The organism is Stenotrophomonas sp. CCNWLW162 (assembly GCF_037203745.1).
GTDB classification, from domain to species: domain Bacteria; phylum Pseudomonadota; class Gammaproteobacteria; order Xanthomonadales; family Xanthomonadaceae; genus Stenotrophomonas; species Stenotrophomonas maltophilia_AQ.
The window spans coordinates 217,552-234,509 of the sequence record NZ_JBBCBL010000004.1; the positions used below are offsets into that span (position 1 = coordinate 217,552).

General features: G+C 67.1%; 15 protein-coding genes. 6 read left to right on the plus strand and 9 right to left on the minus strand.

What is annotated here, in order from left to right:
* Nucleotides 1-35 precede the first annotated feature (35 nt).
* The 3 genes from V9K93_RS13140 to V9K93_RS13150 are packed head-to-tail and all read left to right on the plus strand — an operon-like array spanning nt 36 to nt 2,282.
* Nucleotides 36-881: an energy transducer TonB gene (locus V9K93_RS13140; RefSeq protein WP_136638240.1), complete on the plus strand. Its 846-nt coding sequence runs from the start codon at nt 36-38 to the stop codon at nt 879-881.
* Nucleotides 881-1,750: a hypothetical protein gene (locus tag V9K93_RS13145; protein WP_136638239.1), complete on the plus strand. Its 870-nt coding sequence runs from the start codon at nt 881-883 to the stop codon at nt 1,748-1,750. Before V9K93_RS13140 ends, V9K93_RS13145 begins: the two co-directional genes overlap by 1 nt.
* A 13-nt stretch (nt 1,751-1,763) precedes the next feature.
* Entirely contained in the window at nt 1,764-2,282 is a 519-nt protein-coding gene (locus tag V9K93_RS13150) for a hypothetical protein (RefSeq protein ID WP_136638238.1), read from the plus strand.
* Between the two features lie 46 nt (nt 2,283-2,328).
* Here the strand turns inward: V9K93_RS13150 and V9K93_RS13155 are convergent, their stop codons facing one another.
* The 6 genes from V9K93_RS13155 to hutI all read right to left on the minus strand — a co-directional run bounded on the left by V9K93_RS13155 (nt 2,329) and on the right by hutI (nt 11,495).
* Entirely contained in the window at nt 2,329-4,440 is a 2,112-nt protein-coding gene (locus V9K93_RS13155) for a TonB-dependent receptor family protein (RefSeq protein ID WP_337302678.1), read from the minus strand.
* A gap of 192 nt (nt 4,441-4,632) precedes the next feature.
* Entirely contained in the window at nt 4,633-6,069 is a 1,437-nt protein-coding gene (locus V9K93_RS13160) for a serine hydrolase (protein ID WP_136638236.1), read from the minus strand.
* A 149-nt stretch (nt 6,070-6,218) separates the two neighbouring features.
* A complete protein-coding gene (hutU, locus tag V9K93_RS13165) occupies nt 6,219-7,886 on the minus strand; it encodes a urocanate hydratase (RefSeq protein ID WP_253078541.1) in 1,668 nt (555 codons plus the stop codon).
* Entirely contained in the window at nt 7,883-8,737 is an 855-nt protein-coding gene (gene hutG, locus V9K93_RS13170) for an N-formylglutamate deformylase (protein WP_046986813.1), read from the minus strand. Before hutG ends, hutU begins: the two co-directional genes overlap by 4 nt.
* On the minus strand, nt 8,734-10,275 hold the full coding sequence (gene hutH / locus V9K93_RS13175) for a histidine ammonia-lyase (RefSeq protein ID WP_208043230.1): 1,542 nt from the start codon (nt 10,273-10,275) through the stop codon (nt 8,734-8,736). The genes hutG and hutH overlap by 4 nt, the downstream gene beginning before the upstream one ends.
* Nucleotides 10,272-11,495, minus strand: coding sequence for an imidazolonepropionase (gene hutI, locus V9K93_RS13180; protein WP_337302679.1), 1,224 nt, complete (start codon nt 11,493-11,495; stop codon nt 10,272-10,274). The genes hutH and hutI overlap by 4 nt, the downstream gene beginning before the upstream one ends.
* A 67-nt stretch (nt 11,496-11,562) precedes the next feature.
* Here hutI and V9K93_RS13185 point away from each other — a divergent pair, with 67 nt between their 5' ends.
* Together V9K93_RS13185 and hutC are read left to right on the plus strand one after the other, a co-directional pair.
* A complete protein-coding gene (locus tag V9K93_RS13185; RefSeq protein ID WP_136638233.1) occupies nt 11,563-12,933 on the plus strand; it encodes a formimidoylglutamate deiminase in 1,371 nt (456 codons plus the stop codon).
* Between the two features lie 28 nt (nt 12,934-12,961).
* Entirely contained in the window at nt 12,962-13,690 is a 729-nt protein-coding gene (hutC, locus tag V9K93_RS13190) for a histidine utilization transcriptional repressor HutC (protein WP_136638232.1), read from the plus strand.
* A gap of 157 nt (nt 13,691-13,847) precedes the next feature.
* On the opposite strand, the gene V9K93_RS13195 is transcribed toward hutC, so the two are convergent.
* From V9K93_RS13195 to V9K93_RS13205, 3 genes are all read right to left on the minus strand, one after another.
* Nucleotides 13,848-14,852 (minus strand): restriction endonuclease, encoded by a 1,005-nt coding sequence (locus V9K93_RS13195; RefSeq protein ID WP_046987521.1) that lies wholly within the window; start codon nt 14,850-14,852, stop codon nt 13,848-13,850.
* 236 nt (nt 14,853-15,088) lie between these two features.
* On the minus strand, nt 15,089-15,580 hold the full coding sequence (locus V9K93_RS13200; RefSeq protein WP_253078535.1) for a phasin family protein: 492 nt from the start codon (nt 15,578-15,580) through the stop codon (nt 15,089-15,091).
* Nucleotides 15,581-15,660: 80 nt separating this feature from the next.
* Nucleotides 15,661-15,936 (minus strand): polyhydroxyalkanoic acid system family protein, encoded by a 276-nt coding sequence (locus V9K93_RS13205; protein WP_005417302.1) that lies wholly within the window; start codon nt 15,934-15,936, stop codon nt 15,661-15,663.
* Nucleotides 15,937-16,061: 125 nt separating this feature from the next.
* On the opposite strand from V9K93_RS13205, the gene V9K93_RS13210 reads away from it, so the two are divergent.
* Complete coding sequence (locus V9K93_RS13210) at nt 16,062-16,868, plus strand: FHA domain-containing protein (RefSeq protein WP_046987519.1); 807 nt, start codon at nt 16,062-16,064, stop codon at nt 16,866-16,868.
* The last annotated feature ends 90 nt before the right edge of the window (nt 16,869-16,958 follow it).

The window sequence follows — 16,958 nt, forward strand, 5'->3', positions numbered from 1 at the left end:
ATATTCCAACCTGCTTCATTTCTTCGAGGAGCTTGATGCGACAACGCATTGCACGGAAGCGCATCCTGACGACAGCGGTCGTCCTGTTCGTGGCTGCTGGCGCAGCGCTGATGGCCAGCGTGCGCCCGCAGTGGCGGCAGGATGTCAGCCCGCCTCCGATCAACCTGGGAACGGCACGGATGCAGGCCGAGGTGATGGCAGAGCTCATCGACCTGCGACCGACACCGCCAGGAAAGCCGCCGGGACTACCGATTCCAATGAAGGCAGTCTCCTCCCCGATGCTGACCGGCAACAGTGGGTTCGCGACCGCGGAGGTGCCGCTGGCAGATGTCGCGCCAGCACACTTCGAGCCGCCCGGCTGGGAACCCGATGTGCCATTTGCAGTGATGGAATGGACTGCGCCTTCCTGCGGTGAAGGAGACCCCGTCCCGGTCTGCCAGGTTCGTCACAACGTCGTCGAGTGGCGCGATGATGACAGTGCGGCGTCCATTCAACTTCAGCAGCATCTGGAGGCGATGCTGCAGGTTGCGAACCGCCGGGCTGTACGCGTACCCGACCTCGCGTTTGAGCTTGCGCATGTGCGAGCGCAACGGATGACGTGGGACGAGCTTCAGCAACGGCGCGCACGCGGCGTCGAGGGATGCACGGGTGGCCCGGGCAATCCGGATCTGGGCGTCGTCTATCTGCAGCGTCCTGTGTTCAGCATGGACGGGAACTGGGCAATGGCATCGGTCGCCTCGGATCTATGCAGTGGAGGAACGGGTATGCGCGACCTCTACCTTCTGCACCGCGGGAAGGACGGATGGGAGCGTGTTCGAGTGGAGCCTGTCCGCCATATGAGCTTTGGACACGGTCTGTGGCCCGCGTTGCCGGAGTCGTGATGACGGACACCTCGTGCATGCCAGACCGTGATTGCCAACAGCGGATCGCCTGGCGACGCATTGCATCGTTGGCGGCGGCGCTGTCGGCTTTGGCTCTCATGGCCGGAATCTGCAGCCTGCGCCCGAGGTGGCAGCAGGAAATCGGTCCGCCGCCGGTCAACCTGGGAACCGCGCAGATGCAGGCTGAGGCGATGGCGCTGGCGATCCGGCAGAGGCCGCCCTTCCTCCCTCCACCCCCGCCGGTGCCGCAGCCGACGGTTCTGCCATCGTCGCTGAGCGAGGTGCCCACCACACCGCAGACGCCGTCCACGCGCGTCGATCGATGGGGCCCGCAGGAGCAGCCGCAGTTGACCGACCCGGTGGGGGAGGACATCTACGTGATGGAGCAGACCTTGCCCTATTGCTGGCCGGGCAGCAGTGCCTCCGCCTGCCAGGAGGTGGACGATCTGGTCCTGCCGCTGGACGACCGGTGGCCGCCGGACATCCATGCGCTGCGGTTGCAGCTGCAGGCAGACCTGGTTCCTGCCAATCGCCGGTCCACGCCAGTGCCTGCAGCCGCATTGGCCGGTGCGCAGTGGACGGACAGCGCGGAGCTTCGAGCGCTGCGGGAGCAGGGGTGCAGGGCAACGGTGCATGGGCCGACTCGGAAATACGACCACTTCGCCTATCTGACCCGGCCCGTTTTCAGCGTCGATGGGCAGTGGGCTATGATCGCGGTCGCCTGGGATTCGTGTTCCGGCGATTTCGTCTACCGGGAGCTTGTTGTACTGCATCGCGAACAAGAACGCTGGATGGCCGCCCCCCCGGAACGAGGTCTGGGCGGCGTATGGGACGGCCGCATACTGCGGCCCTGGACGTACAACCACTGACGAGGAAGAGCGCATGGATGTCGCTGCACGCAGGAACAGGACGTTGTTTCGTTGGATCATGGCGACGCTGCTGGCGGTACTGATGCCGTTTGCAGCACTGGCGCAGCCCGCAGCCGGGCAGGCCGATACCGCCGAAGCCGCTACTGCCGCGGAAGAGGCGCAATGCCGCGCCTGCACTTATGAGCGTATTGGGCCCAAGGTCGATATCGGCCTGGTGGCCCTGATTTCGCTGCTGGTGGTGGGCCTGCTGGTGGCGGTATCCCGCGAATGGGGCACCACCTCGCAACGATGGACCTGCCGCACGCTGGCCCTGTTGCTGGTGGGTGTCGGTGTGGCGTTGCTGTGGTGGGCTGGCAGCGTCGTCTACCTGGGCTACAACCCGTGGCAGGAAATGGCCGCCCCCGTCGATGGCTCGCTCACATCGACACTGCTCACTACCTCACCGAAGTGGTTGGCGGCGATGGTGCTGATCGGCTTCGCGCCTTCCATCTGGAAACGCAGCGAGCGCCTGCCGGCGTGGCGCATCAGCTGACATTGAAACGGCGGCGCTGGATCACACCCGGCGCCGCCTGCGGTCATCAGTCAAAGCGCAAACGCACACCAGCGTAGATGCCACGGCCTTCGCCCGGCGTCGAGCGGGCAATATCCTTGCCGGCATCGTTGTAGCCTGGCGTGACCGTGGCGGCGTAGTGGCGGTTGCCGATGTTGCGCATCTCCGCCCAGGCCTGCCAGCGACCGCCGGGTGCGTCGTAGCCGATGCGGCTGCCGAAGATCACATGGCTGTCAGCCCAGTAGCTGTTGGCGTAGTCCACCGCGATGCGCGAGGCGTATTCGGTGTTGAGGGCGGCGTACAGGCCGGATGCGTGATCGAAGCGCAGCTCGGCCTGGTAGGCGTGGCGCGGCAGGCCGGGCAGGCGGTTGCTGCCGAAACGCGCATCGTGGCGGTAACGGAAGTCGCTGAAGGTATACGCCTGGCGCAGCGACAGGCGGCCGGGCGCTGCCTGCCACAGCGTGCTGTCCAACCCGGCTTCGATGCCACGGTGCACGGTGGGGCTGGCGTTGTTCTCGGCGATGAACAGGTTCGGCACCGGTTGCAGTTCGACGCTCAGCAGTTCGTGGTTTACGTGCGCGTAGTAGCCGGTCAGTTCCCAGCGACCCAGCGCCGCGTCACCGCGCGCGCCCAGTTCCAGCGTGGTGGCGGTCTGGTTCTGCATCGGCACCGGCGTGCGCTGGCGTCCGGTGGACGGGCCATTGCCCGGCCCGAAGTACTGGTTCGAGCCCCAGATCATCGACCACGGGTGCGGTGCTTCCACCGAGCGGCTTAGGTTGCCGAACCACTGGGTCTGCGTGCTGTGCTGCCAGGTGAAGCCCAGTCGCGGTGCGTAGTCCCAGTCGTGGTCGCGCAGGCGGCCGCCGCTGCTTGGCCAGGTCACCTGCACATCGCGGCGGGTGTTGATCAGCGCCAGCCCGGTCTGCATGCGCAGACGGTCGTTCAACGCCAGGGTGTTGCTGACGTGCAGCGTGCTGTCGGTGCCGTGGTGGCGGAAATCACGCGTTCGCGTGCCGGCGGCATAGCCGTTGCTGGCAAAACGCAACGACTCGCGCACATCGGCGTCCAGATCGTGGGTGACGCGCAGACCGACCGTGGTTTCGCTATCCAGGCCGAACAGCTGGTGGCGGCGGCGGTAGTCCAGCGTGGCGTTGAGGTTGGCGTAGTCCAGCTGCTGGCGGTACAGGCTCTCGTTCAAGTCCATCGGGTACTTGTGGTAGACCAGCCCGGCCTGCAGCGAGGAATCCTCATCGATCTGCAACGTTGTGACGTTGCCGACCCAGGTGCTGCCCGGCTGTGGGCGGCGCGCATCGATGGCCAGGTTGGCCGCATTCGCGGCACGTGGGTCGTTGCGGATCTGATCGCGGGTCAGGCGACCGGGCGTTTCGTGACTGGTCTCGCGGTAGCGCACGAAGAAGCGCGTCTGCAGATCGGGCGTGATCTGCCAGCCGATGTTGGCCATCGCGCCCTTGCCGTCGCCGCGCGCATGGCGCTGATAACCATCGAACTCGGTATCGGTGTAGGCCAGGAAGTAATCGACATCACCATTGACGCCGCCCCAGCTGATGCCGCGCTTCTGGTAGCCACGGCTGCCGGCTTCGTAGTGCAGCTGCACGCCGGCCGAATCACGGCCGCTGCGGCTGACGTAATCGATGGCACCGCCCAGCGCCAGCGCGCCGCGCTCGAAGCCGTTGGCGCCGCGCAGGACTTCCACACGCGACAGCCACAGCGGTTCCAGCAGCTCATAGGGCGTACCACCCGGGCCGGTCAGCGGCAGACCGTCGATCGACACAGCGATGCCCGAGGCGTGCGCACCCGGGCCCCGGTTGATGCCCGAGCCACGGATCGACACCTTGGTGCCTTCGTTGCCCGGCGACTGTGCGCTGATGCCCGGCTGGTAGGCCAGCACATCGGCACTGCTGGACAGTCGGCTGTCGGCCTTGGCGACGTCGATGACGTTGCTGGCGCCGGGTACGCGCTTCAGCGCCTCGCGCGCCTGCGCGCTGGCATCGGCAGCAGCGGTGACCTGCACGGCATCCAGAGTGGTGGCCTGCGGAGCGGCTGCGGCAGTGGAGGTAAGGCCAAGGGAAACGGCCAGGAACAACAGCGACGGGGTGGGACGGTACGACGAGAGCGACATGCGGGAATGCTGTAAACCACGAAAGTGGCGCGCAAGTTAACAGGTCGGGGGCGCCACGTCACCCATCGGCGGCGTATGGGCCATCCGCAGCATCCATGTAGAGCCGAGCCCATGCTCGGCTATCGCGCGCAGGGCGGGTTTCCTTCGCTCGAAGCGAAGAGCAGCCGAGCATTGGACCGGCTCTACAGAAGGTTACGGCGAGGGCTTGGCCAGCGCTTTGGCCTTGGCATACAGCCGGTCAGCCGTTTCCTTCTCACCCAGCGCGGCGTGGCATTCCGCGAGGCTGTCCCACGCATTGGCCGAATTCGGATACAGCTTGGTATTGAGAGCGAACACCTTCACCGCCTTGCGTGCCCCGAGGCTTTCGCGGACCGCGTACGCATCGGCATTGATCGCGCGCTCCAGTTCGCTGGCAGCAACCTTATTGCTGTCGCGCAGCCAGCGATGCACTGCTTCGGCCGCATCGTCACTGTCATCCAGCGCATACGCGATCAGCCGCTCGGACAGCACCGCATGCGGGAACTCCCGCGGTGCGGCGACCGCCATCGTGCTCTCCACCAGCGTGCTCGACCAGACATTGCGTGCGCTGCCGTTGGTCAGGTACACGAACACCCAGTAACCGCTGGCCAGCGAGCCCTTGTAGGCCAGCCGCGCACGTACACGGGTACCGCCATCGTGACCAACCTGGGTGTAGCCGTCGCTGCGGGTGGTGTCCCAACCGGTGGAGAAGAAATTGCTGCCGCCACCGCTCAGTTTCTGCGGCTGCCAGAGTTTTTCCAGGGTCGCCGTGCGCAGCAGCTTGCCGGTCGCCAGCGCCTGCAGGAAACGGTTCATGTCGCCCACGGTGGTCTGCAGGTCGGCATGGCCCCAGCCGTAGTCCGGCCAGGGATCTTCATTGGCCGGCTGCAATGCGCCGTCTTTGCCGATGTACGGCACCGCCGCGCGTTGGGATGGCACGCTGGCGACGCCCCACGAGGTGCTGGTCATCTTCAATGGCAGCAGGATGCGTTCGCGTGCGATGGCTGGGTAAGGCTTGCGATAGTGTGCTTCCAGCAACGCCGTCAGCACCAGGTAGTTGGCCTGCGTGTACTGCACGCGGCTGCCGGTGGCGAACTGCATCGGCGCCGCCGCAGCCACCTTCAGCGCAGCGGCAAGATCGGGCGCCACACCGGTGTAGCCCTTGCTCACCCAGCGGTTGTCCACCCGGTCGTAGTACTCGGCGATGCCGGAGCTATGGTTGAGGAAATCGCGCACGTGGATCGCCTGCCAGGCTGCGGGCAGGTCAGGCACGTAGCGGCCGGCGGGTGCATCCAGATCCACCTTCCCCTGGTCTACCAGCTGCATCACCAGCGAGCTGGTCAGCAGCTTGGCCATCGACTGCGCGGCGAAGATGGTATCGACGGTGGCGGGTGCATGGGCAGCGGGATCGCGTTCGCCGCTGGCGCCTTGGTAAAGCACCTTGCCGTTGTGTGCGACCAGCACTGCCTGGCCGGCGATACCGTAGCGCCCGCGGTTGCTCTGAAGTTGGGCGTCGAGCTGAGTAGAGAGAGCGGTGGGGACGTCACGTGCCGAGGCGGGCAGGGCGATGGCCAGGGCACAGAGCAATGCAGCTGCAAGGGTGCGGTACATCGCGGTGATCCGTCAGCGGTGATGGCGCATGTTGGTCACGGCGGAAGGCCGGGTCAAGGGCACCGATTCCCGCATCAGGGAGAGCCGGCCAGCGGCCGGCACTACCCTGTATTTCCGGTAGTGCCGGCCGCTGGCCGGCAACGCCGCGATCAGCCGAGAATCCCCGGCAGATCCAGTCCCTTTTCCTTCGCGCAGTCGATTGCGATCTCATAGCCCGCGTCAGCATGGCGCATCACGCCGGTGGCCGGGTCGTTCCACAGCACACGTCCAATACGCTTCGCAGCCGCTTCGGTGCCGTCGCAGACGATCACCATGCCGGCGTGCTGCGAGAAGCCCATGCCGACGCCGCCACCGTGGTGCAGCGACACCCAGGTCGCGCCGCTGGCGGTGTTGAGCAGGGCGTTCAGCAGCGGCCAGTCGGAGACCGCATCGGAGCCGTCGGCCATCGCTTCGGTTTCGCGGTTCGGCGAGGCGACGCTGCCGCTGTCCAGGTGGTCACGGCCGATCACCACCGGCGCCTTCAATTCACCATTGGCGACCATTTCGTTGAAGGCCAGACCCAGACGATCGCGGTCACCCAGGCCCACCCAGCAGATGCGCGCCGGCAGGCCCTGGAACTTGATCTTCTCGGCGGCCATGTCGAGCCAGCGGTGCAGGTGCGGGTTGTCCGGAATCAGTTCCTTCACCTTGGCGTCGGTCTTGGCGATGTCTTCCGGATCGCCGCTCAGTGCCGCCCAACGGAACGGGCCGATGCCACGGCAGAACAGCGGGCGGATGTAGGCCGGCACGAAACCGGGAAAGTCGAAGGCATTGGTCACGCCTTCTTCCAGCGCCATCTGCCGCAGGTTGTTGCCGTAGTCCACGGTCGGCACGCCCAGCGTGTGGAATCCGAGCATGGCGCGGATATGGTTGGCCATCGACGCGCGCGCGGCCTTTTCCACTTCCTTGGGGGCGGAAACGCGCTTCTCATCCCACTGCTCGACCGTCCAGCCCTGCGGCAGGTAGCCGTTCACCGGGTCGTGCGCGGAGGTCTGGTCGGTCAGCAGGTCCGGCTTCACGCCGCGCTTGAGCAGTTCGGCCAGCACGTCGGCCACATTGCCCAGCAATCCCACCGACTTCGGCGTGCCCGCCTTGCACGACTCGTCGATCAGGCGCAGCGCTTCGTCCAGATTGTCGGTCCAGGTATCCAGGTAGCCGGTGCGCAGGCGCATGTCGATGCTGCTCTTGCGGCACTCGACGGCCAGGCAGGAGGCGCCGGCCATCACTGCAGCCAGCGGCTGTGCGCCACCCATGCCACCCAGGCCACCGGTGAACAGCCACTTGCCGGTCAGGTCGCCACCGAAGTGCTGGCGGCCCATTTCCACGAAGGTCTCGTAGGTGCCCTGCACGATGCCCTGCGCGCCGATGTAGATCCAGCTGCCGGCGGTCATCTGGCCGTACATGGCCAGGCCCTTCTTATCCAGTTCGTTGAAGTGGTCCCAGTTGGCCCAGCGCGGCACCAGGTTGGAATTGGCGATCAGCACGCGCGGCGCATCGGCGTGGGTGCGGAACACGCCCACCGGCTTGCCTGACTGCACCAGCAGGGTCTGGTCATCGTCCAGGCGCTTGAGCGTTTCGACGATGGCATCAAAGCTCTCCCAGTCGCGCGCAGCGCGGCCGATACCGCCGTACACCACCAGTTCCTGCGGGCGCTCGGCCACGTCCGGGTGCAGGTTGTTCATGAGCATGCGCAACGGCGCTTCGGTCAGCCAGCTCTTGGCGTTGAGCGTGGTGCCGGTCGGCGCGGCGATGGTGCGGGACGGGTCGTTGCGGGTCATGCGGCGCTCCGGTTCGTAGCGAATTCAAGGCAGGCGTTGAGCACCTGCGCCAGAGTGTGGCGCAGCGGTGCAGCGTGGTCGGGGTCGAGCGGGGTGGGCCAGCTGTGCTCGTCCACCTGGTCGGGCAGGGGTTCGTGCATGTAGCCACGGCAGGCCAGCTCCATCTGCAGGCTGTGCACACCGCCGGCGATGTTGCTGTAGTGGCGGGTGATCCAGCCACCCTTGAAGCGGCCGTTGCGCACCTGGCTCATGCCACTGATCTTCAGCAGGTTTTCCACTACGTCGCTCAGAGCGTTGTCGCAAGACGTATCCGGAGCACCGGAGGGACCAGCGGTGCCGAGATTGAACTGCGGCAGCTCACCCTCGAACAGGTGCGGGATATGCGAGCGGATCGAGTGCGCGTCGTACACCACCACGGTGCCATGGCGAGCACGCAGGCGCGTAATCTGCGTGGCCAATGCATCGTGGTAGGGCAGGAAATAGGTATCACGACGGCGAGTAATTTCTGCTTCGTCCGGCTCGCGGCCGGCGTGATACAGCGGCTGGTTGTCGAAGGTGGTCAGCGGGCACAGGCCGGTGGTGTTCTGGCCGGGGTACAGCGACACGCCGCTGGGATCGCGGTTGAGATCGATCACCGAACGCGAGATCGCCGAACGCACGGTAGTCGCGCCCATGCCGCGCGCGAAGTCATACAGGTCATGTACCCACCAGTCGGCATCGCGGCGGGCCAGCCACGGCGAGTGGTAGTCGCCGATCAGGTCGTGCGGCAGCTCGCTGCCGGTATGCGGAAAGCTGACGATCAACGGGGCATCACCTTCGTGCACCGTCAGCCATTCAGGGCGGGCATTCATGCCTGGGGCTCCACGGTTGGCAACAGATCGGACAAGCCCTGCGCCAGCGCGCCGCTGCGCACCAGGTTGGTGGCGGTCACCATGTCAGGATGGAAGTAGCGGTCTTCTTCCAGCGTCGGTACCTGCGCACGCAGCGTGGCGCGCACGGTTTCCAGCGCGGCGCTGGAGCGCAGCGGCGCGTGGAAGTCGCAGCCCTGCGCAGCGGCCAGCAGCTCGATGCCGATCACGTTGGCGGCGTTCTCGGCCATCTGCATCAGGCGGCGCGCACCGTGCGCGGCCATCGACACATGGTCTTCCTGGTTGGCCGAGGTCGGGATCGAATCAACACTGGCCGGGTAGGCGCGCTGCTTGTTTTCCGAGACCAGCGCAGCGGCGGTCACCTGCGGAATCATGAAGCCGGAATTCAGGCCGGGGCGCGGGGTCAGGAACGCAGGCAGGCCCGACAGCGCCGGGTCGACCAGCATCGCCAGGCGGCGCTCGCTGATCGAGCCGATCTCGCATACCGCCATCGCCAGCATGTCGGCGGCGAAGGCCACCGGCTCGGCGTGGAAATTGCCACCGGACAGCGCTTCACCGGTCTCGGTGAATACCAGCGGATTGTCGGAGACGCCGTTGGCTTCGATTTCCAGCGTGGTCGCCGCCTGGCGCAGGATGTCCAGTGCCGCGCCCATCACCTGTGGCTGGCAGCGCAGGCAGTACGGGTCCTGCACGCGCACGTCGTTGTCGCGGTGCGATTCGCGGATGCCCGAGTCCAGCATCAAGCTGCGCAGGGTGGCAGCGGTTGCGATCTGACCGCGCTGCCCACGCAGGGCATGGATGCGCGGATCGAACGGCGTATCCGAGCCCTTCGCGGCTTCCACCGACAGCGCACCGGTGACCAGTGCGGCCTGGAACACGGTTTCGATTTCAAACAGGCCGGCCAGTGCGTACGCAGTGGAGAACTGGGTGCCGTTGAGCAGGGCCAGGCCTTCCTTCGCGCCCAGCTCCACCGGCTGCAGGCCGGCGCGTGCCAGTGCGTCCACGGCGGGCAGGCGTTCGTCTCCGATGAAGGCTTCGCCCACGCCCAGCATCACGCTGGCCAGGTGCGAGAGCGGCGCCAGATCGCCGGAGGCACCGACCGAGCCCTGTGCGGGCACTACCGGCAGCACGTCCTTGACCAGCATCGCTTCCAGCAACAGCAGGGTCTCCTCGCGCACGCCCGAAGCGCCCTGGGCCAGGCTCACCAGCTTCAGCGCCATCATCAGCCGCACCACGTTGGCCGGCATCGGCTCGCCCACGCCGGCGGCATGCGAGAGCACGATGTTCCGCTGCAGGGTGGCCAGGTCTTCGCGCTCGATGCGCACGCTGGCCAGCTTGCCGAAGCCGGTGTTGATGCCATACACCGGCGCGCCCTTGGCGACGATGGCAGCCACGGTCGCGGCACTGGCACGCACGGCCGGCAGCGCGGCCGGGTCCAGTGCAAGCGGTGCACCGCGATAGGCCTGCCGCCACTGGGCGAGGGTGACATGGCCGGGGCGAAGAACCAGGGTGTTGCTCATGTGTTGCTCCAGGAGGCAGGCAGGTCGGGCTGTCCGCGCACCACGCGCGCGTGCAGCGGGTTGAATCCAATGCGATAGACCAGGTCGGCGGGGGCGTCGATGTCCCAGATCGCCAGGTCGCAGTTCATGCCGATGGCGAGGCGACCGATGCGATCGCCACGGCCCAGTGCGCGCGCTGCTTCACGGGTGAAGCCGGCGATGCATTCGTCCACGGTCAGGCGGAACAGGGTGGCGCCCATGTTCATCGTCAGCAGCGGACTGGTCAGCGGAGAGGTGCCCGGGTTGCTGTCGGTGGCCAGCGCCAGCGGCACGCCGGCCGCACGCAGCGCGGCGATCGGCGGCAGGGTGGTGTCGCGGGTGAAGTAGAACGCGCCCGGCAGCAGTACGGCGACGGTACCGGCGGCGGCCATCGCGGCAATGCCGGCGTCGTCCAGGTGTTCGATATGGTCGGCCGACAGCGCACCGAAACCGGCCGCCAGTTCGGCGCCATGCTGGTTGCTCAGCTGTTCGGCATGGATCTTGATCGCCAGCCCATGCGCACGCGCAGCGTCGAATACCTGACGGGCCTGCGCCGGCGAGAACGCGATGTTCTCGCAGAAGATGTCCACGGCCTCGGCCAGGCCTTCTGCAGCGATGGCCGGAATCATCACCTCGCATACTTCATCGATGTATTCCTGCGCCTCGCGACCGGGCGGCACCGCGTGCGCACCGAGGAAGGTCGGCACCACGTTCACCCGGCATTCCTCGCCCAGCGCTCGTGCCACCTGCAACTGCTTGCGCTCGTCCTGCAGGGTCAGGCCGTAGCCGGATTTGATTTCGATGGTGGTCACGCCTTCGGCACGCATCGCCAGCAGGCGCGGGCGGCTCTCGCGTGCCAACTGCTCTGGCGAGGCCGCACGGGTGGCGCGCACCGTAGAGACGATACCGCCACCGGCACGGGCGATGTCGGCATAGCTGACGCCCTGCAGGCGCTGCTCGAACTCGTTGGCGCGGTTGCCGGCGTAGACCAGGTGGGTATGGCAGTCGATCAGACCCGGCGACATCCAGCGGCCTTCGCCGTCGATGCGGGTGGTCGGCTGCAGGTCGGCATCGCTGCCGGCGGGGCCGACGTGCACGATGCGGCCATCGGTGGCGGCCAGTACGGCATCGCGCAGGACACCCAGGCCCTCGCCATCGAGGGTCATCAGGTGGACGTTGGACCAGAGGGTATCGACGTGCATGGCATCCACAACGCAGCTGTGCTTATATGTCTATACAATATAGGCGTCCAATTCGGGTTGTCCAGCCATGTCCGATTCGCGTCCCGCGCACTCCTTCCATGCCGCCCACGCCCTGCTGGCCGACGGCTGGGCCGCCGACGTCCGCCTGCAGGTGCAGAACGGGCGCATCGCCGAGGTCACGCGTGGGCAGGCTTCGCAGCAAGGCGATACCCGCGTGGGCATCCTGGTGCCGGGCCTGCCGAACCTGCACAGCCACGCCTTCCAGCGCGGCATGGCCGGCCTGACCGAGATCGGTGGCGGCGACGGCGACAGTTTCTGGAGCTGGCGCGAACTGATGTACCGTTTCCTGGCCCATCTGCGCCCGGATGCAGTGCAGGCCATCGCCGCCCAGGCCTACATGGAAATGCTGGAAAGCGGCTTCACCCGTGTCGGCGAATTCCACTACCTGCACCACGATGCCGATGGCCGCCCCTACGCCGATCGCGCCGAGATGAGCGCGCAGATTGCAGCTGCAGCCGCGCAGACCGGCATCGGCCTGACCCTGCTGCCGGTCTTCTATGCACACGCCGATTTCGGTGGGGCGCCGCCGAACCCGGCACAGCGCCGCCTCATCCATGACGTCGAAGGGTTCGCGCAGCTGCTTGATGGCGCCCGCACCGCGCTGGCCACGCTGCCCGATGCGGTGCTGGGCATCGCCCCGCACAGCCTGCGCGCGGTGACGGGCGAGGAGCTGAGCGCGCTGCTGCCGCTGACCGACGGCCCGGTACACATCCATATCGCCGAGCAGGTGCGCGAGGTCGAAGCCTGCCTGGCATGGAGTGGCCAGCGACCGGTGCAGTGGCTGTACAACCATGCGCCTGTCGACGCGCGCTGGTGCCTGGTGCATGCCACGCACATCACCGACGACGAGCGTGCGCAGATGGTCGCCAGCAGGGCCGTTGCCGGCCTGTGCCCGATCACCGAGGCGAATCTGGGCGACGGCCTGTTCCCGATGCAGGCCTTCGCGCGCGAGGGCGGACGCTTCGGTGTCGGCTCCGATTCCAACGTGCTGATCGATGCCGCAGAAGAGCTGCGCCTGCTGGAATACGGCCAGCGGCTGGCCCTGCGAGGTCGCAACGTGTTGGCCCCGGATGCTGGCCGCAGCACCGGGCGCTTCCTGTTTGAAGGGGCATTGCAGGGCGGTGCACAGGCGCTTGGCGTGGCTGCCGGCCTGCTGGTGGGTGCCAGCGCAGACATGGTTGAACTGGATGCCGCGCACCCCGCGTTGCAGGCGCGACACGGTGACGCATGGCTTGACAGCTGGGTGTTCGCCGCACGTAATGGCGCGCTGCGATCGGTCTGGCGCCATGGCCGCCAGTGCGTGGCCGAGGGCCGCCACCTGCAGCGCGAGGCCATCACCACCGCCTTCGCCGCTGCCCTGCGTGGCGTGCTGGGCTGATCGCCTCCCACCATCGAGACCCCACTACGTGAAGGCCAGCAAGTCCGCCACGCTCAACCAGCGCATCCGCAGCGACCTGGAAAGCCGCATCCTCAGCGGGGAGTGGGCGCCGGGCTTCCGTATTCCGTACGAGCACGAACTGATGGAGCAGTACGGGTGCTCGCGGATGACAGTGAACAAGGTGCTGACAGCGCTGGCCGAGAGCGGCATGATCGAGCGCCGCCGTCGCGCTGGCTCGTTCGTGGCGCGGCAGCCCCCGCACCTGGAGCAGGTGGCGCTGGAGATTCCCGATATCGCGATGGAAGTCGGCTCGCGCGGCCATCAGTACGCGTATCGTCTGCTGCAGCGCGACCTGCGCCTGGCCGATGCCGGCAATGCCGGTGAAGTCGAGCTGGCCGGCCAGGAAAACCTGCTGGCGATGCGCTGCCTGCATCTGGCCGACGGCCGCCCGCTGGCACTGGAACATCGCCTGATCAGCCCGGTGGGTGTGCCCGAGGTGCTGGACGTCGATTTCAACACCACCGCGCCGGGTAGCTGGCTGTTGCAGAACGTGTCGTGGACCCGCGCCCAGCACCGCATCAGCGCCTGGGGCGCGGACACCGCCACCGCCAAGCTGCTGGACGTGAAGCCCGGCACCGCCTGTCTGGTGATCGAGCGCCTTACCTGGCGCGGCGAACAGCCGATCACCCGTGTGCGCCAGGTGTTCCTCGGCGACGCCTGGGACCTGGTCGCGCGCTTCGCGCCTGGGGCGCGCTAGGGTCGACCCCGCTCGCGCATCTCGCAGCATTGGGCTGAACAGGCGCCATGTAGAGCCGAGCCAATGCTCGGCTGCTGTTCGCGCGATGCGATTGAGTCGAGCGTGGCTCGACTCCACAAGGGCATCCACGCATGGCGTTGATCTACGGACACCCCAATCAATACGTAGCGCACTGCCGCCAGCGTACGGGCTCATCCACGCCGGGGCGGGCGTTGAGCTGGATGCGCACGTTGCGCAGGGCGGGGTAGTGCAGCACTTCCTCGCAGACCCGCGGCCACACCGCGTCCAGCTCGCCGGTGCGGTTGATCGCCAGCGTCTGCCGGGTCAGCCAGACACCGCTGGCAATACCGGGCTTGCCGGCCAAGGCACGGGACAGATCGGCCTGGAAGCGCTCCAGCGTGGCGGCATCCGGGTTGGGGTTGCTGCGCGCGTCGGTTGAGGGCGTGGCCGGTGCAGGCGCAGCGGCCGGTGGCCTGGTAGCGGGGGCCGGCTCGGGCGCCGCTTCAACCGCAGGCGCAACGGGCGCGGGGGCGACCGGCACCTCCGCAACGAGCGGGGCGTCCTGCACATGCAGGCCCTGCAGGCTCAGTCCCACCAGCAGGCCCAGCGTCACCGAACCCAATGCGGCAATGGCAATGCGACGCAGCGCCTCATGACGGGCACTGGCACGCACACGGGCTTCGATATCAACCGGCAGATAGGGCTGCAGCAGCGGCCACAGACGCGGGCCGTCCAGCACCTCGACCGCCTGCTTCTCGGCGGCGCTGCGGCCGTCGCGTTCCATCCGGCCTTCGGTCAGCAGCACACCGCCGCGGGCGCCGGCCAGGCGGGCCGCCGCACCCAGTTCGTTCACTGCGGCGGTGCCGATGCGATAGGCCAGGCCGTGCTTGCACGAGACCAGCCAACTGTTGGGGCCGTCGCTCAGCAGGAAATCACTGCTGGGTTCGCGTGACTCCTCGGTGGGGTCGTTCAGTTCTCGCAGGCCGCGCTGCTCGCGCAGCATGCGTTTGACCAGTACGGAGAACTCGCGCCAATGCATGCCGGCCAGGGCCTGCAGGCCCAGTTGCATCTCCTTTTGTCGCCGCTTGATCCACCACAGATAGACAACGGCCAGGGAACAGGTAAGCAGGGCCGACAGCAGGGCCAGGATCCAAGGGAGCATGCAGGAGGTGCGCGGAAGGGGCGAATGCGGAGAACGACAGTGTAAAGGTCGCACCGTGCCGCTGGGTCAGGAGGATCCTGACAGGAAGCGTGATGGAACGCGCAGATCGGCGTAGAGCGGGCATGAAAAACCCGCCAATCCTGAAGCCGTGAGGGGAGGGAACAAACGGCAGCCGAAGCGATTGGCGGGTTGCTCGCGATTGTCGATCAAATTTTATTGCATTGCAACAATTGCTGTCAGGGCACGCTGCCAGGGGATTGATGGCTGCCCGGCGCCGGTGTATCGATGTCTGAGGCGGCGCGGTTTTCCAGCTTGGCCAAGCGCGCCTGCAACGCGTCGATGCGGGCCTCCAGCGCGGTCACTTCGTCGGCGGTGGGGACATGCAGGCGCTTGAGCACGCCCTGCACCTGGTCATCGAAGGCCTTCTCGACCTTGGTCCACGTGCCGGAGGCCTTTTCGCGGGCCTCGTCCAGCGACGATTCGACATTGTCACGCCAACCGGGAGGCTGTTCGCCATTGCGTTCACGGCGGCGGGCCTCCCAGGCTTCGCCTTCCTTGACCAGGCCATCGAAGAATCGGCCGCCTTCGGCCTGGGCGCGGCCCAAGGCACCCAGGCCGGCCAGCCATACCTGTTGTGCCGAGTCGCTCAACTTGCGCGAGAAGCGCTCAGCCTGGTCACCGAAAGAGGCGTCGTCGTCGCGGCGGTCGTCATTTTCGTAGCGGTTCATCGCACTTCCCGTGGGAGTTGGGCCTGACCCGAGAGTAGCGCGTGACGGCGTTGCACGGTCGTGACGGTCGCCGCCGGGGTTCAGCCCAGCTTTTCCTTCAGCACGCGCTGGATCTCGCCTTCGACCATGCCTTTCATCGCCGACAGCAGGAAGCCCAGCTTGGCGGTCACGCGCACGGCGCCCGGTTGCAGTTCGATCGCGCCGTCCACACCGCTGCCGGAAAAGTTCAGCACGTCGGCGGTCCAGGACGACTTCAGGCCGAAGCGCTCGGACAGTTTGGCGGCAACCTGTTCGATCGCAGCGCGCGCCTGTGCGTCGGGCAGGGCGTGGGCGTGGCGGACATCGATGGTGGACATGCAGGCTCCTGGCGCAAAGCGGGGATGATCAATGAGGGCGAGCATTGTGCGCATCGAGGGCCTTCGCGCCAAGCGCTCATCGTGGGTTCTTCTTCGGGGGCGACCAACCTGCTAGGCTGCGCCGCGTGCAGAACCTGCTTGTTCACTTCAGCCAACAACAACAGCCCGACCAGCCGCTGCGGCCCGGGGTGCAACGCATCGTGCGCCAGGCAAACGGCAGCGTGCGGCTGGGCGATGCCGGCAACGGTGCCCTGCTGCTGGCCCAGTTCTGCATGGACGATCGCGGCCTTTGGCTGCAGGTCGGCAACGGCATCCGCGGCATCCATGTGAACGGTCGCCCGGTGCGGCGCATGGCCCTGTTGCGTGCAGGCGATGCGGTGTACGTGGATGGCGTGGAAATGGTCCTGCAGGGCGAGGTCGAGAGCCTGCTGCAGGCGCCCGCGCCCAACAGCGATGGTGGTAACGACGAGCAGCAGCGCCTGCTGCGCGGCGTCGGCGGCCTGCATCATGGCCGCAGCTTCACGTTGTCGCGAACCCGCCTGGTCGGTCGCGGCGGTGACGCCGACATCGAGATCAATGAACCGGCCTTCGCCGAACAGCACGCCCGTGTGGAAGTGCATGGCGAGCGCGTGCTGCTGCGCGACCTGGGCAGCGCCGAGGGCACCCGGGTCAACGGTGTGGCCGTGCGCCACTGCTGGCTGCAGGCGGGCGACCAGGTAGTGTTCGATGGCCAGCATCGGTTCGTGCTGGAAGTGCCGCACGACCCGCGGCGGCGCCCGCTGCCGGACGAGGACGACTCCAGCCAGGACACCGAGCAGGCGCCGGTGTTGCCGGCCGCCCCGCGCAAGGTCCGGCGCTGGCCGTGGCTGCTGGTCAGTGCGCTGCTGCTGGCGGCGGTGCTCAGCCTGCTGCTCTGGTTCGGCGCGCGCTGATCCTGCATTCGCCGGGCACGGCCCGGCGCTATCGGGACGGTGCTCATCTCCCCGCTCCTGGTAGGTGCCGACCTTGGTCGACACGTTCCT